Annotated in this window: 21 protein-coding genes and 1 tRNA gene; 5 read left to right on the forward strand and 17 right to left on the reverse strand. The window is 33.6% G+C overall.

Annotated features, from left to right (window positions below):
- Positions 1-14: 14 nt before the first annotated feature.
- Positions 15-1,475 carry a sodium:solute symporter gene (locus G7034_RS00265; protein WP_166398957.1) on the forward strand — a complete coding sequence of 487 codons (1,461 nt, stop codon included), beginning with the start codon at positions 15-17 and terminating at the stop codon, positions 1,473-1,475.
- Here G7034_RS00265 and G7034_RS00270 read toward each other — a convergent pair.
- The 4 genes from G7034_RS00270 to G7034_RS00285 form a co-directional block, all read right to left on the reverse strand.
- Positions 1,431-1,799, reverse strand: a complete 369-nt coding sequence (locus G7034_RS00270; RefSeq protein ID WP_166398958.1) for a CoA-binding protein — start codon at positions 1,797-1,799, stop codon at positions 1,431-1,433. The genes G7034_RS00265 and G7034_RS00270 overlap by 45 nt on opposite strands.
- A 234-nt stretch (positions 1,800-2,033) precedes the next feature.
- The gene (locus tag G7034_RS00275) at positions 2,034-3,041 is read right to left on the reverse strand and encodes a 3-oxoacyl-ACP synthase III family protein (protein WP_166398959.1); all 1,008 of its coding nucleotides are present in this window, start codon (positions 3,039-3,041) and stop codon (positions 2,034-2,036) included.
- A 159-nt stretch (positions 3,042-3,200) separates the two neighbouring features.
- On the reverse strand, positions 3,201-4,511 hold the full coding sequence (locus tag G7034_RS00280) for an ABC1 kinase family protein (protein WP_166398960.1): 1,311 nt from the start codon (positions 4,509-4,511) through the stop codon (positions 3,201-3,203).
- 4 nt (positions 4,512-4,515) lie between these two features.
- Entirely contained in the window at positions 4,516-5,184 is a 669-nt protein-coding gene (locus tag G7034_RS00285) for a TetR family transcriptional regulator C-terminal domain-containing protein (protein WP_166398961.1), read from the reverse strand.
- A 169-nt stretch (positions 5,185-5,353) separates the two neighbouring features.
- Here G7034_RS00285 and htpG point away from each other — a divergent pair, with 169 nt between their 5' ends.
- From htpG to G7034_RS00305, 4 genes are all read left to right on the forward strand, one after another.
- The gene (gene htpG / locus G7034_RS00290) at positions 5,354-7,246 is read left to right on the forward strand and encodes a molecular chaperone HtpG (protein ID WP_166398962.1); all 1,893 of its coding nucleotides are present in this window, start codon (positions 5,354-5,356) and stop codon (positions 7,244-7,246) included.
- Between the two features lie 240 nt (positions 7,247-7,486).
- Complete coding sequence (locus G7034_RS00295) at positions 7,487-10,066, forward strand: AsmA family protein (protein ID WP_166398963.1); 2,580 nt, start codon at positions 7,487-7,489, stop codon at positions 10,064-10,066.
- Between the two features lie 145 nt (positions 10,067-10,211).
- Positions 10,212-10,406 (forward strand): 30S ribosomal protein S21, encoded by a 195-nt coding sequence (gene rpsU, locus G7034_RS00300; protein WP_166398964.1) that lies wholly within the window; start codon positions 10,212-10,214, stop codon positions 10,404-10,406.
- Positions 10,407-10,490: 84 nt separating this feature from the next.
- A complete protein-coding gene (locus G7034_RS00305; RefSeq protein WP_166398965.1) occupies positions 10,491-11,099 on the forward strand; it encodes a hypothetical protein in 609 nt (202 codons plus the stop codon).
- 77 nt (positions 11,100-11,176) lie between these two features.
- Here the strand turns inward: G7034_RS00305 and G7034_RS00310 are convergent, their stop codons facing one another.
- From G7034_RS00310 to G7034_RS00370, 13 genes are all read right to left on the reverse strand, one after another.
- Complete coding sequence (locus G7034_RS00310) at positions 11,177-12,340, reverse strand: sigma-54-dependent transcriptional regulator (RefSeq protein WP_166398966.1); 1,164 nt, start codon at positions 12,338-12,340, stop codon at positions 11,177-11,179.
- 150 nt (positions 12,341-12,490) lie between these two features.
- Complete coding sequence (dnaJ, locus tag G7034_RS00315) at positions 12,491-13,609, reverse strand: molecular chaperone DnaJ (RefSeq protein WP_166398967.1); 1,119 nt, start codon at positions 13,607-13,609, stop codon at positions 12,491-12,493.
- Between the two features lie 19 nt (positions 13,610-13,628).
- Positions 13,629-14,279 carry a nucleotide exchange factor GrpE gene (locus tag G7034_RS00320; protein ID WP_166398968.1) on the reverse strand — a complete coding sequence of 217 codons (651 nt, stop codon included), beginning with the start codon at positions 14,277-14,279 and terminating at the stop codon, positions 13,629-13,631.
- 172 nt (positions 14,280-14,451) lie between these two features.
- Positions 14,452-14,766, reverse strand: a complete 315-nt coding sequence (locus tag G7034_RS00325) for a DUF3467 domain-containing protein (protein ID WP_166398969.1) — start codon at positions 14,764-14,766, stop codon at positions 14,452-14,454.
- Positions 14,767-14,778: 12 nt separating this feature from the next.
- A complete protein-coding gene (rpoC, locus tag G7034_RS00330) occupies positions 14,779-19,086 on the reverse strand; it encodes a DNA-directed RNA polymerase subunit beta' (protein ID WP_166398970.1) in 4,308 nt (1,435 codons plus the stop codon).
- Between the two features lie 72 nt (positions 19,087-19,158).
- On the reverse strand, positions 19,159-22,971 hold the full coding sequence (gene rpoB, locus G7034_RS00335) for a DNA-directed RNA polymerase subunit beta (protein WP_166398971.1): 3,813 nt from the start codon (positions 22,969-22,971) through the stop codon (positions 19,159-19,161).
- Between the two features lie 144 nt (positions 22,972-23,115).
- Complete coding sequence (rplL, locus tag G7034_RS00340; RefSeq protein WP_166398972.1) at positions 23,116-23,490, reverse strand: 50S ribosomal protein L7/L12; 375 nt, start codon at positions 23,488-23,490, stop codon at positions 23,116-23,118.
- Positions 23,491-23,529: 39 nt separating this feature from the next.
- Positions 23,530-24,048: a 50S ribosomal protein L10 gene (gene rplJ, locus G7034_RS00345; RefSeq protein WP_166398973.1), complete on the reverse strand. Its 519-nt coding sequence runs from the start codon at positions 24,046-24,048 to the stop codon at positions 23,530-23,532.
- Between the two features lie 9 nt (positions 24,049-24,057).
- Positions 24,058-24,756, reverse strand: a complete 699-nt coding sequence (rplA, locus tag G7034_RS00350; protein WP_166398974.1) for a 50S ribosomal protein L1 — start codon at positions 24,754-24,756, stop codon at positions 24,058-24,060.
- Positions 24,757-24,777: 21 nt separating this feature from the next.
- Positions 24,778-25,215 carry a 50S ribosomal protein L11 gene (rplK, locus tag G7034_RS00355; protein WP_166398975.1) on the reverse strand — a complete coding sequence of 146 codons (438 nt, stop codon included), beginning with the start codon at positions 25,213-25,215 and terminating at the stop codon, positions 24,778-24,780.
- A gap of 68 nt (positions 25,216-25,283) precedes the next feature.
- Positions 25,284-25,835, reverse strand: a complete 552-nt coding sequence (nusG, locus tag G7034_RS00360; protein WP_166398976.1) for a transcription termination/antitermination protein NusG — start codon at positions 25,833-25,835, stop codon at positions 25,284-25,286.
- A 3-nt stretch (positions 25,836-25,838) separates the two neighbouring features.
- Positions 25,839-26,036, reverse strand: coding sequence for a preprotein translocase subunit SecE (gene secE, locus G7034_RS00365; protein WP_166398977.1), 198 nt, complete (start codon positions 26,034-26,036; stop codon positions 25,839-25,841).
- A gap of 47 nt (positions 26,037-26,083) precedes the next feature.
- Positions 26,084-26,156, reverse strand: a tRNA-Trp gene (locus G7034_RS00370).
- Positions 26,157-26,169: the final 13 nt, after the last annotated feature.

Genomic DNA, 26,169 nt, shown 5'->3' on the forward strand with positions numbered 1-26,169 from the left:
ATAATAGATAGCTTATGACTCCCTTTCAGATTATATGTTTAATCGTTGCCTATTTTGGTGTTCTAGTTCTAATTTCTTTCTTCACCAATAAGTCTGGTAACAACGACGAGTTTTTTAAAGCTAATCGGCAATCGCCTTGGTATTTAGTAGCTTTTGGCATGATTGGAGCCTCCCTAAGTGGAGTTACTTTTATTTCTATACCGGGCACAGTAGAATTTGATCAATTTAGTTATTTTCAAGTGGTTCTTGGTTACACCCTTGGTTATGCTGTTATCAGTTTAGTGCTATTACCCTTGTACTATCGTTTAAACCTAACTTCCATTTATACTTACTTAGGAACAAGGTTTGGTAATCACGCTTACAAAACAGGCGCTTGGTTTTTTATTTTGTCTCGACTTGTAGGCGCAAGTTTTCGATTATTTTTAGTGGCTAATGTACTTCAATTATTGGTTTTTGACCAACTTAATGTTCCGTTTTACCTAACTGTTAGCGTTACCGTATTTTTAATTTGGTTATACACTTTTAAAAGTGGTATAAAAACGATTGTTTGGACAGATAGCCTTCAAACCTTATTTATGCTATTAGCACTTGGAGTAAGTATTTATTACATTTCTGAAGATTTAGGAATATCCACAAAAAATATGTTTCAATACCTTGGCAATCACAAACATTTCCAAGTATTTTTTACCGAAAACATAAGTAGTCCTAATTACTTTTGGAAACAGTTTATCTCAGGAGCTTTTATTGCTATTGTAATGACAGGTTTAGACCAAGATATGATGCAAAAAAATCTTACTTGCAAAAATCTAAAAGACGCTCAGAAAAATATTTTTTGGTTTACACTTACGCTAACAGTTGTCAATTTTCTATTTTTAAGCTTAGGATTATTATTGATAGATTATGCAGAGTTACATAATATTGTAGCCAAAAAAGACGAACTTTTTCCTAGTATTGCAGCTAGCGGAAATATGGGATTTGCCGTAGCTGTATTTTTTGTGCTTGGACTAATTGCGGCTGCTTACTCAAGTGCTGACTCTGCGCTTACTTCTCTAACTACTTCCTTTAGTATTGATATTTTATCTATTGAAACCAAAGTAAAAAAAAGCAAGCAAGTTGTTTATCGAAAATTAATTCATGTTTGTATTTCTCTAGTTTTTATTGGAGTAATGCTGTTATTTAGGTACGTTATTGAAGATGAAAGCGTGATCATTAAATTATTTGAATTTGCAGGTTACACCTACGGTCCCATTCTAGCCATGTTTTGTATAGGTATGTTTACAAAGCTTCAACCAAGAGATTATTTAATTCCTTTAATTGCAATTTTAGCACCCATACTTACCTACCTTATAAGTTGGTGGATAAATAGCTCATTTGGTTTTGAATTTGGTTTTTTTGTGTTGATTTTAAACGCCTTAATCTGTAGTTTTGGTTTAGTATTGATTAGTTTGAATCAACACCAAGGTGCACGCGCTTAAAACTTCTACTCCTGCACTTGCTAACTTATTTTGAAGCTCTATATTATTGGTGCCTGGATTAAAAATAACACGTTTTGGATGTAAATCAAGAATCATCTTCTCATATTGCTTTTGAAGCGGTGGCTTTAGATAGATAGTTACCGTATGAACCTGCTTCACATAATCAGGTAAAGTTGTTAAAATTTTGACATCGCCAACCTCAGCCTCTTTTGAACCAATAGCTATAACATCTTCTCCTTTATTTTGAAGGAGTTCAATAGCCATTTTTGAATAGCGAGTAGTTTTACTCGAAGCTCCTAAAACCAAGTTCGTTTTATCTTTCATATTAAAATTGTTTAATGTTTTTATGTGAAAATAGAAACAACGTTAAATAAAGTTAATTTACTAATATGCAGAAGTTTGTGTGTAACAATATGGCATTATTTTCGTTATATAATAAACAGGTTCTTACACTATTTATTTGAATTAGCCTTCAAAATAAAGAACAGAACAGAACCATATATAAAAGGCTTGTGGGTTCATTTCCACAAGCCTTTAAATCTTATTAAAACTAAATATTTACCATTTAATAATAACACTACCCCACGTAAAACCACTTCCAAAGGCCGCTAAAACTACATGATCTCCTACTTTTATTTTCCCTTCTTCCCAAGCTTCAGTTAAGGCTATTGGAATTGAAGCTGCTGTAGTATTCCCATAACGCTGTATATTGTTATACACTTGCTCATCGCTTAATTGGAACTTCTTCTGAATAAACTGAGATATACGTAAATTTGCTTGATGAGGAATAAGCATATCAATATCTTTAACTTCTAAGTTATTGTGCTTTAAACCTTCCTTGATAACTTCAGAAAAACGAACTACGGCATTTTTAAACACTAATTGCCCATTCATATAAGGAAAATAAGGAATGTTTTCTTGAGGGTTTTCTTTAATAATCTCAGGCAACCAATGATTTGTACTTGGGCCAATTAAAGCAAGTTCTTCAGCAAACTCTCCTTGCGAGTGTAAATGAGTGGATAAAATACCATGACTATTTTCTTGAGAGCGACTAACAACGGCTGCTCCAGCACCATCTCCAAAAATTACCGATACAGAACGTCCTCGAGTTGTCATGTCTAATCCGCCACTATGATTTTCACTACCAATTACTAATACGTTTTTATACATTCCTGTTTTGATAAACTGATCTGCTACAGAAAGTGCATAAACAAAACCAGAACATTGGTTTCTTACATCTAATGCTGGACAAGTATGAATACCTAACATGTCTTGAATTTGAACTCCACATCCAGGAAAATAATAATCAGGACTTAGTGTGGCAAAAACAATTAAATCAATTTCATTTTTATCTAAGCCTGCACGTTCTATTGCTTGTAGGGCAGCCTTTTTACCCATAACTGCAGTGGTATCTCCTGTTGATTTATCAATATGCCGACGCTCTTTAATTCCCGTTCGTTCAACAATCCATTCATTACTGGTCTCCATAATTTTGGATAAATCTTCGTTGGTAACAATATTATCTGGAACATATTTTCCTAATCCTATAATCTTTGATTGATACATTTGTAAATGCTTAAAATTTGATTCGACAAGATAGCATAAATTAAAAATATGACAAATTTACATTCCAGATTTTACTGTGCTTGCATAATAAACAAGAGCCGCCGTAAAAAAATTACGAACGGCTCTCAACCAACCTAACCAATAAAAAAGTTAAGAAATTTAATCTAACATGCTTTTGTATTGGTTTATCTTCACTTTGGCTTTTAAATCATTCAAGAGATTATAAAGGCCAAAAAAAGTTCTATTTATGTATATAAAGTGCTTACTTCCTCTATTTCCATTCATTTTTCTTAACTGTGTATCACTTGAGTACTTTTCGCTAAGATTAGCTATTTGAGACCAAAACGCATCATCTCCAAAATCAAATTCTTCGCTGTGGAAAGGCTGTGTAAATAAACTAAGCATTTCGTGAAACAAACCTGTAAAATATTCAATCTCTTCTTTTGAATCATCAGGACGTAAAATTTCTAGCTCACGCAGTTTGCCCTGAAAAAAATCGATATCATTAATATGCGCTGGATTAGCTAATTCAAAATAAGGAATGTAAAAATCATCTGGCACTTTCTTGATACAACCAAAATCAATAGCAATTAAATCGTTTTGCTCATTTACTAAAAAGTTTCCAGGATGAGGGTCGGCATGAACTTCTTTCAACCCGTGCATTTGAAACATGTAAAAATTCCAAAGAGATTGTCCTAATTTATTCCCTACTTCTTCTGAAAAATCAGTTTTTGCGAACTCAGACAGATGCTTTCCTTCCATCCAATCCATTGTGATAATTCGCTCACTAGATAATTCTTGGTAGTAAATAGGAAATTTAAGTCCTTTAATATGGCTGCAAGCTTCTGAAATTCGTTTACTTTGTTCTACCTCAAGAATATAATCGGTTTCTTCAAGTAATTTATTTTCTACCTCTTGAAAGTATTTATCAGAATCTTTGCCTTTGATATTGAACATCTTCAGCGCAATTGGTTTTACTAATTTTAAATCTGAACTAATGCTATCTGCTACCCCAGGATATTGAATTTTAACCGCAAGCTTTCTTCCATCCTTTAAAGCTCTATGCACTTGACCTATACTAGCTGCATTAACAGAAGATGAGGTGAATTCGTCAAAAAGCTCTTCTGGGTATTGGCCGTTGTATTTTTTAAATGTTTTTCTCACCAAAGGAGGAGAAAGCGGAGGCACACTAAACTGAGCTAAAGAAAATTTTTCAACATAAGCATTAGGCAAAAGATTTTTTTCCATAGAAAGCATTTGCGCAACTTTTAATGCACTTCCTTTTAAACTTTTTAAACCGTCATAAATATCGGTTGCATTACTCTCATCAAGCTCATCTCTAGTTATCTCAGGATTAAAAGCTTTTTTGGAATAATATTTTAGGTAATTGGTGCCAATCTTAGCACCTGTAGAAACTAATTTAGAAGTTCTACTTAATTTACCTGTAGGTATTTTATCTATTGTTTTCATTCAGTTATTTACCCATTTGCTCTTTGTACAAAAATTTACCAAAATCAAATACTTTTTCTAAAGGTGTGTTATCAAACACATCAAAAACAGTATTTACAGATTTTTCAATGGCGACATCTGTTTTTTCAAAACCAGGTGATTGATCATCTTTCCAGAATTTCAGTAAAAACAAAAATTGAATCCAAGCCCCTTCAGAAAAAACCTTTTCAGAATTTTTCAAGAAGTTAAATTTCTTTTCGTCATTATCTTCAGCAATCAATTCTTGGGCAAAAGATTTAATGTTCTTTCTCAATCCCTTCAACTGAGATAAATTTTTCATCATATCTTCATGCTCATCTAACACATAAATTACATAACTCCTATTAGCCGTTAATATTTCGAAAAAAGTAAAGAAAAAGGTAAGCATTTTTTCTCTGCTTTCATATTGCATAACCTCTTCATTAGCATTCATTAAATTTGAGGCATTGTGATAGAAATGCTCCCAAATTTTATTTCTCAAACCTTCAAAACTGCCAAAATTTTGATAGAAATCACTTTCTTCAACACCTAAATCCTTACAAAATTTAAACACTGATTTGGGCTTTCTTTCGTGGGTTAACACATAATCCATATAAGAGGACATATAGTCTTCTTGGGTCATTTTTTTCTTTTTAGGTTTAGTTTTAGTTGCCATAATTCAAATTTGTCACAAATATAATTTTGTTTAATATTTTTACGAAACACTTAAACAGAATGTTTTGTTAATCTTTGTCTATACTGTAACTATTTAATGTCAATTTGTCACAGAAGATGAAGTGGTATTTTATTTGGTAGGTTTATTATAAATTAAACACAAAAAAATTATGGCAACTGGTAATATTAATGTTTCTGTTGAAAATATTTTTCCACTGATTAAGAAATTTCTTTACAGTGATCACGAGATTTTTCTGCGTGAGTTAATTTCAAATGCTACTGATGCAACTTTAAAATTAAAACACTTGGCTAGAATTGGCGAAGCTAAAGTTGAAATCGGAAATCCGAAGATTGAAATTAAAATTAATAAAGAAAACAAAACCCTTCACATTATTGACCAAGGAGTGGGAATGACGCAAGAAGAGGTAAAAAAGTATATTAATGAAGTAGCCTTTTCTGGTGCCGAAGAATTTTTGGAAAAATATAAAGATTCTGACGCTAAAGACACAGGCATTATTGGTCATTTTGGGCTCGGTTTTTATTCGGCTTTTATGGTGGCCAATAAAGTTGAGATTTTTACTAAATCTTGGAAAGACGAACCTGCTGCTCATTGGACTTGCGAGGGAACTACCGAGTTTTCGCTTGAGGAGCATGACAAAAAAGAACGAGGCACGGAAATCGTTTTGCACATTAATGAAGGTGAAGAAGAGTTTTTAGAAGACCACAAAATTAATGAACTACTTACCAAATACAACAAATTCATGCCAGTACCCATTAAGTTTGGTACTAAAGAAAAAGAACTCCCTAAGGCAGAAGATGCCAAAGAAGACGAAGAACCTAAAAAAGTTACTGTAGATAATATCATTAATAATCCAAATCCTGCTTGGACTAAACAACCAACAGATTTGAAGGAAGAAGATTACAATAGCTTCTACAGAGAACTTTACCCAATGCAATTTGAAGAACCATTGTTTCACATTCACCTAAATGTTGACTATCCATTTAATTTGACAGGAATTTTATACTTCCCAAAAATGACTCAAGATATGAGTATTCAAAAGGATAAAATTCAACTCTACCAAAATCAAGTATTTGTAACTGATAATGTGGAGGGTATTGTTCCTGAGTTTTTAACTATGCTTCGCGGGGTTATTGATTCGCCAGACATTCCATTAAATGTTTCGCGTTCCTACCTTCAAGCTGATGGTGCGGTGAAAAAGATTTCAAATTATATCACTAAGAAAGTTGCTGATAAGTTAAAATCGATTTTCAAAAACAGCAGAGAGGATTTTGAAAAGAAATGGAACGACATAAAAGTAGTGATTGAATACGGGATGTTAACCGATGAGAAATTCTTTGAAAAAGCAGACAAATTTGCACTTTATCCTACTACAGAAAATAAATTTTTTACTTATGATGAATTAGTTGAGCAAATTAAAGACAAGCAAACCGATAAAAATGATAAGCTTGTTATTCTCTATGCTTCAAATGCTGAAGAACAACACAGCTATATTGAAACAGCGAAAGAAAAAGGCTACGAAATATTATTGTTAGATTCTCCTATTGTTTCTCACTTAATTCAAAAAATTGAAACTGCTAAAGAAAATAAAATCTCATTTGTAAGGGTAGATAGTGACCATATCGACAATTTAATTAGCAAAGATGAAGAAGTTATTTCTAAGTTGTCTGATGAAGAAAAAGAACAATTAAAAGAGACTTTTGAAAAGTATATCACCAAAGAAAAATACACCGTTCAAATGGAAGCTGTAGATTCAAAACAAGCTCCATTAATGATTACCGAACCCGAGTTTATGCGAAGAATGAAAGAAATGCAACAAACTGGCGGCGGTGGTATGTTTGGAATGGGAAATATGCCGGAAATGTATAACCTGATTGTAAATGCTAATCATGAAATGATGAGCGAAATTTTAGCAGAAAAAGATGAAGCTAAAAAAGAAGAAATCATTAAGCAATCTTTAGATTTAGCACTTCTTTCTAAAGGACTATTGAAAGGTGAAGCCCTAACAAAATTCATTAATAGAAGTTATTCGTTAATTAAATAAACCTATTCTTGTTGAATAGCAAAGCCTCTTTAGTAACTCCACTAAAGAGGCTTTTGTTGTTTATAGCCCCTAAAAAAACTGAACCCAAAACTAGATAAAATCGAATATAATAAGAAAAATCGACCACAATCAAACAACAAAAGCAGTTCATATTTCAATATTCAAATTTTAGTAAAGATTAATCATTTTTAAAAAAAACAAAAAAGATAAAATGTATCTTTGTTAGTAAATTAAATTCTTATGAAAAAAGCACTCAAAGTTTTTGGAATCCTAATTCTTATTTTACTAATTGCCCTAATTGCAACCCCATTTTTATTTAAGGGAAAAATAGAAAGCCTAGTAAAAGAAAATATTAATCAACAACTAAATGCCAAAGTTAGCTGGAACCAACTTGATTTAAGCTTAATCAAGAGTTTTCCCAAAGCAGAGTTAAGTCTTCAAGAATTTAGCTTGACTAACCAAACACCATTTGAAGGCGATACACTTGTTTATTCAAAAAAATTAAGTGCTAAAATGGGACTGATGCAACTGTTTAAAAACGACGGAATAAGCCTTGATGAAATTCTTATAGATGAAGCATTAATTAATGTGGTTGTTAATGAAGAAGGTATAGCCAACTATGATATTGTTAAAGAGTCTGAAGAAAAAAAGCAAATTTCTGAAGATAAAGAAAACGATTTTAAATTTGAATTACAACATTACGAAATTAATAATTCAGAAATCAGCTACCGTGATTACAACTCCAAAACTTTTGCTCTACTTCGAAACCTAAATCATAGTGGTGATGGTAATTTTGCTGAAGAAATATTCACTTTAAACACACACACCGATGTTCAACTTAGTGTTGATTTTGAAGAGACAAATTACTTAAATAAAAACTATCTTCAGTTAGATGCCGCTATAGAAATGAACCTTGATCAAATGAAGTTTACATTCAAAGAAAATGAAGCTGTTATTAATCAATTGGCATTAGCTTTTGACGGTTTTTTTAAGATGAATAAAGAGGACTACGAAGTTGACCTAAAATTCTCCACTCCTTCTTCAGACTTTAAAAACTTTTTAGCTTTAATTCCAAAAGCTTATGCAAGTAACCTAGATGGTGTTGAAACTACTGGAAAATTTGAAGTAGAAGGTTTTGCAAAAGGAAAAATTTCAGCTAATGAAATTCCAAAATTTAGCATTTTTATGAATGCTGTAAATGCTTCGTTTAACTACCCAGACTTACCTAAAAAAGTAGATGATATTTCAATGAAAATTGACCTTATTAGCAACACCTCCCAAATAGATGATTTGGTAGCTAAAATTGACAATGTCAAATTTAGAATAGACCAAGATCAATTTAATGCTAAAGCTACTATTGAAAATATTTTTGAGGACATGAAATTAGCCTTTCAAGCCAATGGCAGCATCAACTTAAAGAAAATTAGTCAGGCTTACCCTTTGCCAACAGAAATAGATTTAAACGGTTTACTCACTGCAAATATTAAATCTAATTTCGTGATGTCTGATATTGAAAAAGAAAGATATGAAAGAGTGAATGCATCAGGAAATTTAAGGCTATCTGATTTTAAATATGCTGATAAGGACTTGAAAAATCCTTATGAAATAGCAACAGCCGCTGTGCAGTTTTCTACTAACAATATTGAATTACAAGAATTTAAAATGAAAACTGGAAAAACAGATCTAAGTGCTTCGGGGAGAATGGACAATTTAATGGGCTTTGTGTTTTCTAACGCAGACCTCAAAGGAAGGTTCAATGCGAACTCTACTAACTTTGATGTAGCTGATTTCATGACTTCAGCAGAAAGCGATGAAACCACAAATAATGAAACCGCTGAAACGGCAACTGAACAAATTAAAATACCAAAGTTTTTAGATATTGCTATGGACTTTACTGCAGAAAATGTAACCTATGACAACTTAAAACTTAAAAATGCTCGCGGAAGTATGCTAATTAAAAATGAATCGGTGAACCTACAAGATGTTTCAGCAGGTATTTTTGGGGGAAGCATTACCATGAACGGAATGGTCTCTACGCAGGACGAACAAGCAAATTTCAATATGAAACTTGGTTTAGTTAAAGTTGATATTGTTGAAGTATTTAGTCAAATGGAGTTGGCTAAAAATCTAGCACCAATTGCAGCTGCACTAACTGGTAGAATAAGTACAAATTTTGATTTAACTGGTGAATTAACACCAGATTTTAGTCCCGTGCTAAACTCATTAACTGGTGGAGTTTTAGCACAAATTAATCAAGCTAATGTAAATCCAGAAAAAACACCATTAATTAACAATTTAAACAACGAACTGAATTTTCTAGATTTCTCTAAAATTAATTTATCCGATCTTACAACACAAGCCAGTTTTAGTAATGGAAAAATAGATGTTGAACCTTTTAAGATTCAAGTAGAAGAGGTGGATGTTAATGTTAAGGGAAGTCATTTATTTGATGGAAGCATGAATTATGATTTAGACGTTCAAGTTCCAGCTCAACTCCTAGGAAATGCTATTGGTAAACAAGTAGCACAGTTAAGTAATGAAGATATAAAAGCCATGTTTGTAGATGTACCTGTAGGTATAAGCGGTAGTTTTAGTAAACCTAAATTAACGCTTAATCTTCAATCAGCTATTCAGGATTTAACTAGTCAAATCATTGAAAAGCAAAAAGAAAAACTTCAAGACAAAGCAGAAAATCAAATAAAAGACGGGTTAAAAAATATCTTGGGAGACGATGAAAAGAAAAATAAAGAAGGTAAAAAAGAAGAAAGTATTGAAGATAAAGCGAAAGACAAATTAAAAGATTTGTTTGGCAAGAAGTAGCTAATGATTTATTAAAGAAAATCCTGAAAAATAGAAATTGCAATTAATTAAATAAAATAGTGAATCTGTAATTTGAAAACAAATTAATTTATTATATTTGCAACTCGAAATTAGAAAAATATAACGTACTAATATTTAGATTTATATGCTAATAATAAAAGTAAAAGACGGAGAAAAAATTGATCGTGCATTAAAGAGGTTAAAACGAAAGTTTCGCGATACAAGAGTTTTACAAACATTAAGAGATAAGAAAGAATTTACTAAGCCTTCTGTTCTTAAAAGACAAAAGATTAAGAAAGCACAGTATGTTCAGTCTATTAGAGAAGGACAAAACTTATAAGTAAGGCTTATTTGTAGATATTATAATCCAGCTAATTTTTTAGCTGGATTTATTTGTTTACCAACACCACAAAACACAAAAGCATTGGAAAAACCCAAAAATTTAGATATAAAGAAAGTAATCAGTAATGTAGCTGTGCTTTTACAAGAAATTCCTAGCTCGCTAGAAGTGGTGAAAAATGATGATAAAAAAGAAGAAAGATTTAGGTATTTAGCTAAATATATGGTTGAAAAAGCATTGCGTAATGATGCTTTAATTGTAAGTAAAGATTATGCGGGAATTGCTATTTTATTTGAAAATAAAAATTTTAAAGAGGGTTTTTGGCAAACGCTTAAAGATGATTTAAAATTAGCCTTTAAAGTAACTGGACTAAAAAAAGGATGGAAAGGTCTTAAAACACAAAAAGTAGTTAGGCAAGCAAGACCAAAAATTGATAATTATTTATATTGTTGGTTTTGGGGAATATTAGAAAATTCAAGAGGAGTTAATACACAAAAATTAGCTTATAAGATGAAAGATGAATTCTACAGAATGGCCCAAGAAAAGCAAATTCCTCTTTTTGCAGAAACAAGAACCCGAAGAATAAGTATAGCTTATCAAAGGTATGGTTTTCAAGTAATAAAAAAATGGCAGCACCCAAGCGGTGATACCATGTACTTTTTAAGGTACGATGCACCAAGAAAAAAAGATTAATTTACGTATAACTGAATTTAATTAGAATAAAGATAACAAGTCAATCAAGTTAATAGTAAGTTAAGCAAATAAACTAACTATTTTGAAGCAAAAAGCTCAACGTCATCTTTAGAAATTTCATCTCCGCCTAAAATCAAAAGGCGTTCAACAACATTTCGTAATTCTCTCACATTACCAGTCCAATTGTAAGACATAAGTTCATCAACTGCAGTTTGATTAAATACTTTAGCAGAAGTTCCATTTTCCTTAGCTATTTTCTTTGCGAAATAATCCACGAGCAAAGGTATATCGTCTTTCCTTTCGTCTAAGGATGGAACCTTAATCATTATTACAGCTAGTCTATGGTATAAATCTTCCCGAAAATTCTTGTTATCAATTTCTGTTTTAAGGTCTTTATTAGTTGCTGCAATAACTCGTACATTAACCTTTAAATCTTTATCGCTTCCTACTCGTTGAACTTTATTTTCTTGAAGAGCTCTTAAAACCTTTGCTTGTGCCGACAAACTCATATCGCCTATCTCATCTAAAAAAAGAGTACCACCGTTGGCTGCTTCAAATTTACCAGCTCGATCTTTATTCGCTGAAGTAAAAGCTCCTTTTACATGGCCAAACAATTCGCTTTCAATAAGTTCTGAGGGTATTGCCGCACAATTTACTTCTATAAAATTGGCTTTAGATCTATCGCTTTTCTGATGTAACCAATGAGCAACGAGTTCCTTTCCCGTTCCATTTGGTCCAGTAATCAAAACTCGAGCATCGGTGGGTGCAACCTTTTCAATCACATTTTTGATTTCAGTAATGGCTGCTGATTTTCCTATCATTTGAAAACCTTTAGCTACTTTTTTCTTGAGTTGTTTGTTTTCTACCTTTAATTTAGCACTATCTAAGGCAATGCGAACGGTATTAAGTAGCCGGTTAAGGTCAGGTGGTTTTGAGATGTAATCAAAAGCACCTTTTTTCATACTCTCTACAGCTGTTTCTAAATCACCGTGACCAGAAATCATAACAACGGGAACATCAACATTGATTTTCTTTATTTCTTCAAGAACTTCAAGACCATCCATTCTAGGCATTTTAATGTCACACAAAACCAAATTAAATTCTTGTTTATTAAAGGCTTGAAGACCGTCAACACCGTTAACTGCTTCTACTATTTTATAAGAGGAATTTTCTTCTGTAAGAATTTTAACTAAAACTCTTCGAATGGCTGGTTCATCTTCTACAATAAGGATTTGCTGCATGATTACAATAAGTTTATAGGAAGTAAATTTACTAAAAAATCAAAACCCACCCTAATGAATTAGGATGGGAAAAAAATTGCTATGAAAAAGAAAAACATCACTAAAATTAGTGATGTTCAAATATATATAATTTAATGTTAACTAACAAAATTAGCTAAACATATCTTTTACTTTTTCAAAAAATGATTTGTCAGATTTTTGCGGATTAGGTTGCATGTTAGAATCTTCCATATTCTTTTCGAAAAACTGTCGTTGTTCTTTGTTCAATTCTTGTGGAGTCCAGACATTTACATGCACAAGTAAATCGCCAGATCCATAGGCATTTAAGCGTGGAAGACCTTTACCTCTTAGGCGAAGGATTTTTCCGCTTTGTACTCCGGGCTCTATTTTAATTCTAACCTTACCTGAAACTGTTGTAATTTCTTTGGAAATTCCTAAGGCAGCTTCTGAAAAATTAATGTATAAATCATAATGTAAATTCTCTCCATCTCGTTGAAGTTCGCCGGTCTTTTCATCTACTTCAATAAGAACAATAAGGTCACCTGCTATTCCACCTGGGGCCTCGTTTCCTTTCCCAGAAACTTTCATCTGCATGCCATCCTCAACACCTGCAGGGATTTTGATACTAACCGTTTCTTCTTCCATTTTTAGGCCATAAGCATCAGTTCCTTTCCCTTTTTTATCAATAGTCTTTCCGCTGCCTTGACAAGCGCTACAGGTTGTAGCTGTTTGCATTTGACCTAAAATGGTATTGGTAACTCTGGTAACTTGTCCAGTTCCCTTACAAGTTGAACAGGTCTTATAAGTTGTATCTGTGGCTTGTTTTTTTCTACTTACTTTAATTTTCTTTTCAATTCCGTTAGCTACATCTTCAAGATTTAACTTTACTCGAATACGAAGATTCCCTCCGCGTGCTTGTCTTCTTGATTGACCGCCACCAAAACCACCAAAGCCGCCAAAACCACCGCTTCCAAAAATATCTCCAAACTGACTAAATATATCATCCATATCCATACCACCGCCACCAAAGCCACCGGCTCCGTCAAAAGCAGAATGACCAAAGCGATCGTATTTAGCTTTTTTATCGGGGTTACTTAAAACCTCGTAAGCTTCTGCAGCTTCTTTAAACTTTTGTTCTGCTTCTTGATTATCAGGGTTTTTATCTGGATGATATTTAACAGCCATTTTCCGGTAAGCCTTTTTAATTTCGGCAGCCGATGCATTTTTATCTATACCTAATATTTCGTAATAATCTCTCTTATTGCTCATTGCTTAGATTTATGGATATTTATTTTCCTGTTACAACTTTAGGAAACCTGATGATTTTGTCGCCCAAGGTATAGCCCTTTTCAACAACATCAACAATTTTACCTTTTAGTTCTTCAGTTGGAGCAGGTATTTGTGTAATAGCTTCGTGCAAGTCAGCATCAAAAGCATCTCCAGCGTTGACATGCATTAAAGCTAAGCCCTTAGATTTTAGTGTTTCTGAAAGCTTGTTATTAATCAATTCAATTCCTTGAATCAAATCTTTATCTTCAGATTTTCTAACTTCTTTCAGTGCACGATCAAAGTCATCTAGAACAGGAAGCAAGGACTGCATCACTTCCTGACCAGCAGTCTTAAACAAATCCATACGTTCTTTGCTTGTTCTACGTTTGTAATTTTCAAACTCTGCAAATAAGCGAACATATTTATCTTTTTGCGCGTTCAGGTCCTTTTTAAGTTTTTCCTCTTCAGTCAATACCTCCTCTTCGTTTAAGGCATCTTTATGGCTTGCGGTTTCAACTTCATCAGCTTGGTTATCTGAAGTCTCAACATGAATATCGTCTTTCGGATTTTCTTGTGTTTCTGATTCACTTGAATTTACTTCTGAATTTTGTTCAGAATTAGTAGTGTTTTTATTCAAGTCTTCTATATTTTTATTTGATGTTTCATTCATTGCTATTAAATTTATAGATATAAATCAAATTGATTGCCAATTACAAATTTGTGTCAAATTGTCATCCTTTGAAAAAAATAAAAAAAGTTAGTAATTCGTGTTATTGAATTGCTAACTTAAGTAGTTAAATTAAAATTTAAAACCGCCCTAAGATTAGGACGGTTTTTTTATTTTAAGCTTGTCCGGTTGGACCAAAGTTTAAGGGAATACTTGGTTGATCCTTAGATTCTATTTTACCATGGGCTTTTTCAAATCGTGCAAGGTTATCGTTTAAAGCTTTCACTAAACGTTTAGCATGTTGTGGAGTCATAATAATTCTTGACTGCACCTTGCTTTTTGGAGATCCGGGCATCACATTAACAAAGTCTAAAACAAACTCTGAAGCCGAGTGATTTAAGATAGCAAGGTTACAATACTTACCCTGTGCCATTTCTTCATCCAATTGAATATTCAATTTTTTCTTATTGGTATTATTTTGATCACTCATCTTCATTTGTTTTTAATTAAAATTCACTTTTTGACCTTGATTTTGCAACATCATATCGTCTAACTGTTCTTTGGACCCAACAATTAAGTTATCAAACTCTCTAAGACCTGTTCCTGCAGGAATTCTATGACCTACAATAACATTTTCTTTAAGTCCCTCAAGTAAATCTACTTTACCACTTACAGCGGCTTCGTTCAATACTTTTGTTGTTTCTTGGAAAGATGCAGCAGAAATAAATGACTTAGTTTGCAGTGAAGCTCTTGTAATACCTTGAAGTATTGGCGTAGCAACTGCAGGCTCTGCATCTCTAGCTACAACTTGCTGCTTATCCTCACGCTTCAAGATTGAGTTTTCGTCTCTTAATTGACGTAAAGTTACAATTTGCCCAGCTTTTAAATTAATACTGTCGCCAGCATCTTCAATTACTTTCTTTCCAAAGATACTATCGTTTTCATCAATAAAATCCTCTTTATGAACCAATTGATTTTCTAAGAAAGTAGTATCTCCTGAATCTTTAATTTTTACTTTACGCATCATTTGACGAACAACAACTTCAAAGTGCTTATCGTTAATTTGAACTCCTTGTAAACGATAAACTTCCTGTACTTCGTTAACTAAATACTGTTGAACTGCTGAAGGGCCTTTAATGTTAAGAATGTCTTCAGGAGTAACTGAACCATCAGAAAGTGGCATTCCTGCTCTTACATAATCATTTTCTTGAACAAGAATTTGATTAGAAAGTTTAACTAGATATTTTTTAACTTCTCCTAATTTAGATTCAACTATAATCTCACGATTACCTCGTTTTATTTTCCCAAAAGACACAACTCCATCTATTTCACTAACCACAGCTGGATTAGATGGGTTACGCGCTTCAAACAATTCAGTAAGACGAGGAAGACCACCTGTAATATCACCAGATTTTGAAGATTTACGAGGTATTTTTACAAGTACTTTACCAACTTTAATAGCTTCTTCATCATCCACCATTAAATGCGCACCAACAGGTAAGTTATAAGAGCGTTGTTTCTCTCCATGCTTATCAAGAATATGGAGAGTAGGTATTTTACGTTTGTTTTTAGACTCTGTAATTACTTTTTCCTCAAATCCTGTTTGCTCATCAGATTCTACCGCATAAGTTACTCCTTGAATGATATTTTCAAACTTAATTTGACCAGCAAATTCTGAAATAATAACACCATTATATGGATCCCATTTGGCTATAACATCGCCTTTTTTAAGTTTAGCACCAGGCTTAACCATAATCTGTGAGCCGTAAGGTATTACATTTGTACTTAAAGTGATTCCTGATTTAGTATCAATCAATTTAAGTTCGGAAGTTCTAGAGATAACTATATTAGCACTTTTACCTTCATTATCTTCTCCTTTCACAGTTTTAAGGTCTTCAATTTCTGCAACTCCATCAAACTTGGCTTCTAGTTTGTTTTCTTCAGAAATGTTTCCAGCAATACCTCCTACGTGGAAGGTTCTTAATGTTAACTGTGTACCTGGTTCTCCAATAGACTGTGCAGCAATAACACCTACAGCTTCTCCTTTTTGAACGGTTTTGTTAGTAGATAAGTTTCTTCCGTAACACTTCACACAAATTCCTTGTTTAGACTCACAAGTAAGTGGAGATCTAACTTCAACAGAGTTCAAGGCCGATTTTTCTATTTTTTCAGCAATCAAGTCTGTAATTTCCTGTCCAGCATTAGCAAAAACCTCTTCAGTAATTGGATCAATAATATCATTCAAGGCTGTTCTACCTAAAATACGTTCAGCAAGCTTTTCAACAACCTCTTCATTTTTCTTTAATGCGCTTACTTCTATTCCTCTTAGTGTTCCACAATCTTCCTCTCGAACAATCACATCTTGAGAAACATCTACTAATCTTCTAGTTAAGTAACCTGCATCAGCGGTTTTAAGAGCTGTATCGGCAAGGCCTTTACGAGCACCGTGAGTAGAAATAAAGTATTCTAAAATTGATAAACCTTCTTTAAAGTTAGAAAGTATTGGATTTTCAATAATTTCTCCACCCGCTGCAGTAGATTTTTTAGGCTTAGCCATTAACCCACGCATACCAGTAAGCTGTCTAATTTGTTCTTTAGAACCACGTGCTCCTGAATCAAGCATCATAAATACAGAGTTAAAGCCTTGTTTATCTTCTGTAATTCGGGTCATAGCTAATTCAGTTAAGTTGGCATTGGTTGCTGTCCAAATATCAATTACCTGATTATAACGTTCATTGTTGGTAATTAATCCCATGTTATAGTTTCCAACAACACCAGCTACTTCTTCGTTAGCTGCGTCTATCAGTTCTTGTTTTTCTTTAGGGATAATAATATCTCCAAGCGAAAATGACAATCCCCCTCTAAAAGCGAAATCATATCCTAAAGATTTAATACTATCTAAAAACTCACTTGTTTCAGGTACACTTGTAAGTTTAAGAACATTAGAAATAACGTTTCTTAAAGCCTTTTTGTTCAAAACTTCATTAATAAAACCAGCTTTTTCGGGAACATGTTTATTAAATAATACACGACCGGTAGTAGTCTCAATAATTTGATTAACTAATTCTCCTTTTTCGTTATAATCTTTTGCTCTAACTTTAATTGAAGCATTTAAATGAAGTTGTTTTTCATTATATGCAATTTCAACTTCCTCAGTAGAGTAAAAAGTTAATCCTTCACCAGCAACTTGTTCTTCTGGGGTTGATTTTTTAAGCTTTGTCATATAATACAGTCCTAAAACCATATCTTGAGAAGGAACAGCAATAGGTGAACCATTAGCTGGATTCAAAATATTATGAGATGCCAGCATTAATAATTGAGCTTCTAAAATTGCCTCAGGACCTAAAGGCAAGTGCACTGCCATCTGGTCACCATCAAAATCGGCATTAAATGCAGTACATACTAAAGGATGTAATTGAATAGCTTTCCCTTCAATTAGTTTAGGCTGAAAAGACTGGATACCCAAACGGTGTAAAGTTGGAGCACGGTTTAAAAGTACCGGGTGTCCTTTTAATACATTTTCTAAAATATCCCAAACAACTGGCTCTTTTTTATCTATGATTTTCTTGGCAGATTTAACTGTTTTCACAATACCACGTTCTATTAACTTTCGCACCACAAAAGGTTTGTAAAGTTCAGCCGCCATATCTTTTGGAAGACCGCATTCAAACATCTTAAGTTCTGGACCAACAACAATTACTGAACGTGCAGAGTAATCAACACGCTTACCTAATAAGTTTTGTCTAAATCTACCTTGCTTTCCTTTTAAGGAATCTGAAAGAGATTTTAATGGTCTGTTAGAATCTGTCTTAACTGCAGAAGACTTTCGAGTATTGTCAAATAAAGAATCTACCGACTCTTGAAGCATACGCTTTTCGTTACGCAAAATTACTTCAGGAGCTTTAATTTCCATTAATCTTTTTAATCGGTTATTTCTAATAATAACTCTTCGGTAAAGATCATTTAAGTCTGAAGTGGCAAAACGACCACCATCTAAAGGAACTAATGGCCTTAATTCTGGTGGAATGACAGGAACCACTTTCATAATCATCCACTCTGGATTATTATTTCTGTTATTTTTAGAGTCTCTTAAAGCTTCAACTACTTGAAGACGTTTAAGTGCTTCTGTTTTTCTTTGCTTAGAAGTTTCATTATTCGCCTTGTGTCTTAAATCGTAAGATAATTCATCTAAGTCTAGACGTTTAAGTATTTCCTCGAGGCACTCAGCTCCCATTTTAGCAATAAACTTGTTAGGGTCGTCATCTTCTAAGTAATGATTTTCTTGAGGTAGGCTATCTAATATATTTAAGTATTCTTCTTCAGTAAGAAAATCCATTTTATTTAAAGGTTCTCCTTCTTCATTTTTAGCATCACCAGGCTGAATTACAACATATCTTTCATAATAGATAATCATATCCAACTTTTTAGATGGAATACCAAGTAGATAACCTAATTTATTAGGTAAGGAGCGGAAATACCAAATATGAGCAACCGGAACTACAAGGTTAATGTGTCCAACACGCTCTCTTCTTACTTTTTTCTCGGTTACTTCTACACCACAACGATCACAAACAATTCCTTTATAGCGTATTCTTTTATATTTACCACAAGCACATTCGTAATCTTTAACTGGGCCAAAGATACGTTCGCAAAACAAACCATCACGTTCGGGCTTGTGGGTTCTGTAATTAATAGTTTCAGGTTTTAAGACTTCGCCTCGAGATTCATTTAAGATTTTCTCTGGTGAAGCTAAACCAATTGAGATTTTATTAAATCTCTTTTGAGTGATATTCTCATTTCTTCTTGCCATAATACAAGTAATAAAGAATTAATTTAAAAATATAAACTGAAGCAAGCCCCAAAATAAATTTGGAGCTTAACTTTACTCTTCTAACTGGATGTCTAAACCAAGTCCTTTTAGTTCATGCATTAATACATTAAACGACTCTGGTATTCCAGGCTCTGGCATCGGTTCACCTTTTACAATTGCCTCATAGGTTTTTGCTCTACCGATAACATCATCCGACTTAACAGTAAGGATTTCTCTAAGTGTGCTAGATGCTCCGTAAGCCTCTAAAGCCCAAACTTCCATTTCACCAAAACGCTGTCCTCCAAACTGTGCTTTACCACCAAGTGGCTGTTGAGTAATTAATGAGTATGGACCAATTGATCTAGCATGCATTTTATCTTCAATCATGTGACCAAGTTTTAGCATATAAATTACCCCTACAGTTGCAGGTTGATCAAAGCGTTCTCCGGTTCCTCCATCATATAAATAGGTATGTCCATACCTAGGAATTCCTGCTTCATCGGTAAGTTCATTAATTTGATCAATAGTTGCTCCATCAAAAATTGGTGTTGCATACTTTTTGTCTAATTTTTGACCTGCCCAACCTAAAACAGTTTCGTATATCTGCCCTATGTTCATTCGAGAAGGTACACCAAGAGGGTTAAGGACTATATCAACAGGCGTTCCATCTTCTAGGAACGGCATATCTTCTTGTCTTACAATTTTAGCAACAATACCTTTGTTACCGTGACGACCTGCCATTTTATCTCCTACTTTTAGCTTTCGTTTTTTTGCAATATAAACTTTAGCTAATTTAAGAATTCCAGAAGGTAATTCGTCTCCAACACTAATGGTAAATTTTTCTCTTCTAAGATTACCTTGAAGGTCATTTTGCTTAATTTTATAATTGTGAAGTAAATCGGCTACTAATGAATTCAAGTGATCATCTGTAGTCCAAACACCTTTAGTAAGATGAGCAAAATCATCAATTGAATTTAGCATCTTAAGTGTAAATTTCTTGCCTTTCGGTAAAACTTCTTCACCCAAGTCATTTTGAACACCTTGAGCAGTTTTGCCACCTACTATTGAGAAAAGTTTTTCTATAAGATGATTTCTTAACTCTTCAAATTTAACTTGATACTTCGCTTCAAGTTTTTCAATTTCGAGTTTATCCTTAGCACGCTTTCGCTTATCTTTTACAGCTCTAGAGAATAATTTTTTATTAATAACTACACCATTAAGTGACGGAGAGGCCTTAAGTGAAGCATCTTTTACGTCACCAGCTTTATCTCCAAAAATTGCTCTTAATAATTTTTCTTCTGGAGTAGGGTCACTTTCACCTTTTGGTGTAATCTTTCCTATTAAAATATCACCAGGTTTAATTTCAGCACCAATTCTAATCATACCATTTTCATCAAGGTCTTTAGTGGCCTCTTCTGAAACGTTAGGTATATCAGCAGTCAATTCTTCATTACCTAGTTTGGTATCTCTAACCTCTAGAGAATACTCGTCGATGTGAATAGATGTGAGCATATCCTCACGAACAACTCTTTCAGAAATCACGATAGCGTCCTCAAAATTATATCCTTTCCAAGGCATGAAAGCAACTTTCATATTTCTACCAAGTGCAAGCTCTCCTGCTTCTGTTGCATAACCTTGACAAAGTACCTGACCTTCTGATACGCGATCGCCAGCTCTTACAATTGGCTTTAAATTTATAGAAGTTCCTTGATTGGTTTTCCTGAACTTAATCAAGTTATAAGTTTTCTCATCAGAATCAAAACTAACTAGACGTTCATCCTCTGTTCGGTCATATTTAATAACTATTTTATCAGCATCAACGTAATCAACAACACCCTCTCCTTCAGCGTTAATAAGAACTCTAGAATCTTTAGCAACTCGCTCTTCAAGTCCTGTACCAACAATTGGGGAATCATTTCTAAGTAAAGGAACAGCTTGACGCATCATATTAGAACCCATCAATGCACGGTTGGCATCATCATGTTCTAAAAATGGAATAAGTGAAGCCGATATACTTGAAATTTGATTTGGAGCAACATCAATATAATTAACTTCTTTGGGGTCAACTACAGGAAAATCTCCTTCCATTCGTGCAATAACACGTTCAGGCTGAATAGTACCATCATCAGAAATAGGAATATTTGCTTGCGCTATTAATTTACCCTCTTCTTCTTCCGCCGATAAATAAATAGGATCTGACTTAAGATCAATTTTTCCATTTTCAACTTTACGATACGGTGTTTCAATGAATCCCATCCCGTTAACTTTACCGTAAACAGACATGGAAGAAATCAAACCAATGTTTGGTCCTTCAGGAGTTTCAATTGGGCATAATCTACCGTAGTGTGTATAATGTACATCACGAACCTCAAAACCAGCTCTTTCTCTAGATAGCCCTCCAGGCCCTAATGCAGAAAGGCGTCGTTTATTAGTCAATTCAGCTAACGGATTAGTTTGATCCATAAATTGAGAAAGCTGATTGGTTCCAAAAAACGAATTAATTACAGAAGACAAAGTCTTTGCATTAATTAAATCAATAGGTGTAAAAACTTCATTATCACGAACATTCATTCGTTCTCTAATAGTTCTTGCCATTCTAGATAGCCCCACACCAAATTGTTGAGAAAGCTGCTCACCCACAGTTCTAACTCTTCGGTTAGATAAGTGATCAATATCATCTACTTCAGCCTTTGAATTTACTAATTCAATTAAGTATTTAATTATAGTAATGATATCAACTTTTGTAAGGACTTTTTTGTCCATATCAATATCAAGACCTAATTTTTTATTCATTCTATAACGACCTACCTCTCCGAGGTTGTAACGTTGGTCACTAAAGAAAAGTTTTTCAATAATTCCGCGAGCGGTTTCTTCATCTGGCGGTTCAGCGTTACGTAATTGTCTGTATATATGCTCAACAGCCTCTTTCTCAGAGTTAGTTGGATCTTTTTGCAACGTGTTGTAGATAATTGCGTAATCTCCAGTTGAGTTATCTTCTTTATGTAATAAAATGGTTTTAGAGCCTGTTTCAATAATCTCTTCAATATGGTCTTTTTCAAGAACAGTGTCTCTATCTAAGACAATCTCGTTACGCTCTATTGAAACAACCTCACCGGTATCTTCATCCACAAAATCTTCATACCAAGTGTTTAGTACACGAGCTGCAAGTGTTCTACCAAGTACGCGTTTAAGCCCAGCTTTTGAAACTTTAACCTCTTCTGCAAGGTCAAAGATTTCAAGAATATCTTTATCTCTTTCAAAGCCAATAGCCCTAAAAAGAGTAGTAACAGGTAATTTTTTCTTTCTATCAATATAGGCGTACATTACGCTATTAATATCGGTAGCAAATTCAATCCAAGAACCTTTAAAAGGAATTACTCTAGCAGAATAAAGTTTAGTTCCGTTAGCGTGAAAAGATTGACCAAAGAAAACTCCAGGTGAGCGGTGAAGTTGAGAAACAACTACACGTTCAGCTCCATTAACAACAAAAGTTCCGCTAGGTGTCATATAAGGGATTGTGCCTAAATAAACATCCTGTACGATGGTTTCAAAATCTTCGTGTTCTGGATCTGTACAGTATAACTTTAAACGAGCCTTGAGAGGTACGCTATAAGTTAATCCACGTTCAATACACTCTTGAATAGAGTACCTAGGTGGATCTATAAAATAATCAATAAACTCTAATACGAATTGATTTCGCGTATCGGTTATTGGGAAATTTTCCATGAAAGTTTTGTATAAACCTTCATTTGATCGTTCATCAGTTTTAGTTTCAAGCTGAAAAAAATCTTTAAAAGATTTGACTTGAATATCCAAAAAATCTGGATAATCAGGCTTATTTTTAACTGATGAAAAACTAACTCGTTCTTTTATCGTTGCTAACATTTAGGAAATAATTTAATGCTTTAAAAGCAAAATTAAATAATTAAAAATGTACTTCTACATCCAAAAGCGTATAAATACGCAAAATGGTTTAGACCATCAGAATGCTATCTGAGGCCTAAACCTAATATCAAATTTAAGTAAAGCTTACTTAAGCTCAACTTCTGCTCCAGCCTCTTCTAGTTGAGATTTTAAAGATTCAGCCTCATCTTTAGAAACTGCTTCTTTTACTGTTTCTGGTGCACCATCAACCATTGCTTTTGCGTCTTTCAATCCAAGTCCAGTTAATTCTTTAACAAGCTTTACAACTTTAAGTTTAGAACCTCCTGCGGCTTTAAGAATTACGTCAAATTCGGTTTGCTCTTCAGCAGCTTCTCCGCCACCGGCAGCACCACCTGCTACTGCAACTGCTGCAGCGGCTGGTTCAATTCCATATTCATCTTTTAAAATATCAGCTAACTCGTTTACTTCTTTAACTGTTAGGTTAACTAATTGTTCTGCAAAATCTTTTAAATCTGCCATTTCTATCGTTTTTAGTGTATAATTATTAGTGTGTATTCTTTATTCTTTTTCGGATAAGGTCTTAAGTATTCCTGAAAGCTTGCTGCCACTTGATTTAAGTGCAGAAACAACGTTCTTAGCAGGAGACTGTAACAATCCAATGATGTCGCCAATTACCTCTTCTTTAGACTTGATATTTACTAAAGCATCTAGTTGTTCATCTCCAACATAAACAGCTTCTTCAACATAAGCCCCTTTAAGGACAGGTTTCTCATTCTTTTTTCTAAAATCCTTAATTACCTTAGCCGGTGCATTTCCAGTTTCAGAAAGCATAATTGAGGTATTACCTTTTAAAGTTTCAGGTAAATTCTCAAAATCTTTATCGGTAGCTTCCATTGCTTTTGCAAGCAAGGTGTTTTTAACTACCATTAATTTAATATCTGCCTTAAAACAAGCTCTTCTTAAGTTACTTGTTACAGCTGCATTTAATCCAGAAATATCTGCTAAATAAATACTTGGAGTTTCTGTTAGCCGGGCAGTTAAATCTTGTATTACTTGTGATTTCTCTTCTCTTGTCATAATTCTAATTTATTGCTCGGTGAACCTTTTCGTATCTATACTAATTCCTGGTCCCATAGTAGTTGATATATTAATTGATTTAATATACGAACCTTTTACTACAGAAGGCTTTAACTTTACTATGGTAGATAATAATTCTTTTGCGTTACCAGCAATTTTGTCAGCTTCAAATGAAGCTTTACCAATTGAAGCATGTACAATACCATACTTATCTACTTTAAAGTCAATTTTACCACCTTTAACGTCACCAACAGCTTTTGCTACATCCATAGTTACCGTTCCAGTTTTTGGATTAGGCATTAATCCTCTAGGTCCTAAGATTCTTCCTAAAGGGCCAAGTTTACCCATAACTGAAGGCATAGTAACTATTACATCGACATCTGTCCAACCGCCTTTAATTTTTTCAATATACTCGTCAAGACCTACGTAATCAGCTCCAGCTGCTTTAGCTTCTTCTGCTTTATCTGGAGTTACAAGTGCAAGTACCTTTACCTCTTTACCAGTTCCGTGAGGAAGAGTAACGACACCTCTCACCATTTGGTTTGCTTTACGTGGGTCAACATTAAGACGAACAGCTAAATCTACAGACTCATCAAAGTTAGCTTTACTTACTTCTTTAATTAAACCAGAAGCTTCTACTACGGTATATAACTTTGAGCCATCAACTAGCGCTGCAACCTCTTTTTGTTTCTTTGTTAATTTTGCCATTTTAAAAAATGTTTTTTTTGATTAAAAAGGAGCGTCTCCTTTTACGTTAACACCCATAGAGCGAGCAGTTCCAGCTACCATTTTCATAGCAGATTCAACTGTAAATGCATTTAAATCCTGCATTTTATCTTCAGCAATTGCTTTAACTTGATCCCAAGTTATAGCAGCAACTTTAGCTCTATTAGGCTCACCTGAACCTTTTTTAACTTTGGCAGCTTCCATTATTTGTACTGCTGCTGGTGGAGTTTTTACAATAAAATCGAAAGATTTATCACTGTAAACAGTAATAACAACCGGCAAAACTTTCCCAGCTTTATCCTGTGTTCTTCCATTAAATTGCTTACAAAACTCCATGATATTCACACCGGCAGCACCTAATGCGGGACCTACTGGTGGTGAAGGATTGGCTGCACCACCTTTCACTTGGAGCTTTACAACTTTACTTACTTCTTTTGCCATTTTAAATTTATTTGTTGTTAGTTTTAAGTGGGAAGCATTAAAACCAACTAATTATATATGAGTAACATTTATAATTTCTCAACTTGCATGTAACTTAACTCAACTGGTGTTTTTCTTCCAAAGATTTTTACCATTACCTTAAGTTTACGTTTTTCTTCATTTATATTTTCAATAGTACCATTGAACCCATTAAATGGTCCATCTATAACTTTTATATTTTCGCCAGAAGTGAATGGTATAGACACATTATCTTTTTGAGTTGAAAGCTCATCAACTTTACCAAGTAAACGATTAACTTCAGACTCCCTTAAAGGCACTGGATCTCCACCCTTTGTCTCACCTAAAAAGCCAATTACACCATTTACCGACTTAATAACGTGAGGAATTTCACCTTCTAAATTAGCATTTATCATTATATATCCAGGAAAATAAACTTTTTCTTTTTGGTATTTTTTACCGTTCCTAATTTGTACAACTTTTTCAGTAGGCACAAGGATTTCATCAACAAAATCATTCATTCCATTATGAGCAATTTCTTTCTCAATGTAATCTTTAACTTTGTTTTCTGAACCACTTACGGAACGAACTACATACCATTTTTTAGCGTTATTCTCAGACATATATTATGATTTAACCCAGCTAAAGTATTGTTTAATAACTCCACCAAAAACTTCATCAACACCCCAAATAGCTAAAGAAAAAAGAACAGAAAAAATTGCTACAATAAGCATTAATCGCTGTGCTTCTTTTAAGGTTGGCCAGGTGACGTTATTTTTTAATTCTCTAAAAGAACTATTTACATATTTTGAAAAACTTGCCATATCTATTTTAAATTAAACTTTAACCAACAAGGGCGTTTAGCTTTGTGCACGGGTTGAGAGGCTCGAACTCCCGACACCTGGTTTTGGAGACCAGTGCTCTACCAACTGAGCTAAACCCGTAATTATTTTAGAA

Origin of the sequence: Psychroflexus maritimus, assembly GCF_011089875.1 — a bacterium.
Classification (GTDB): domain Bacteria; phylum Bacteroidota; class Bacteroidia; order Flavobacteriales; family Flavobacteriaceae; genus Psychroflexus; species Psychroflexus maritimus.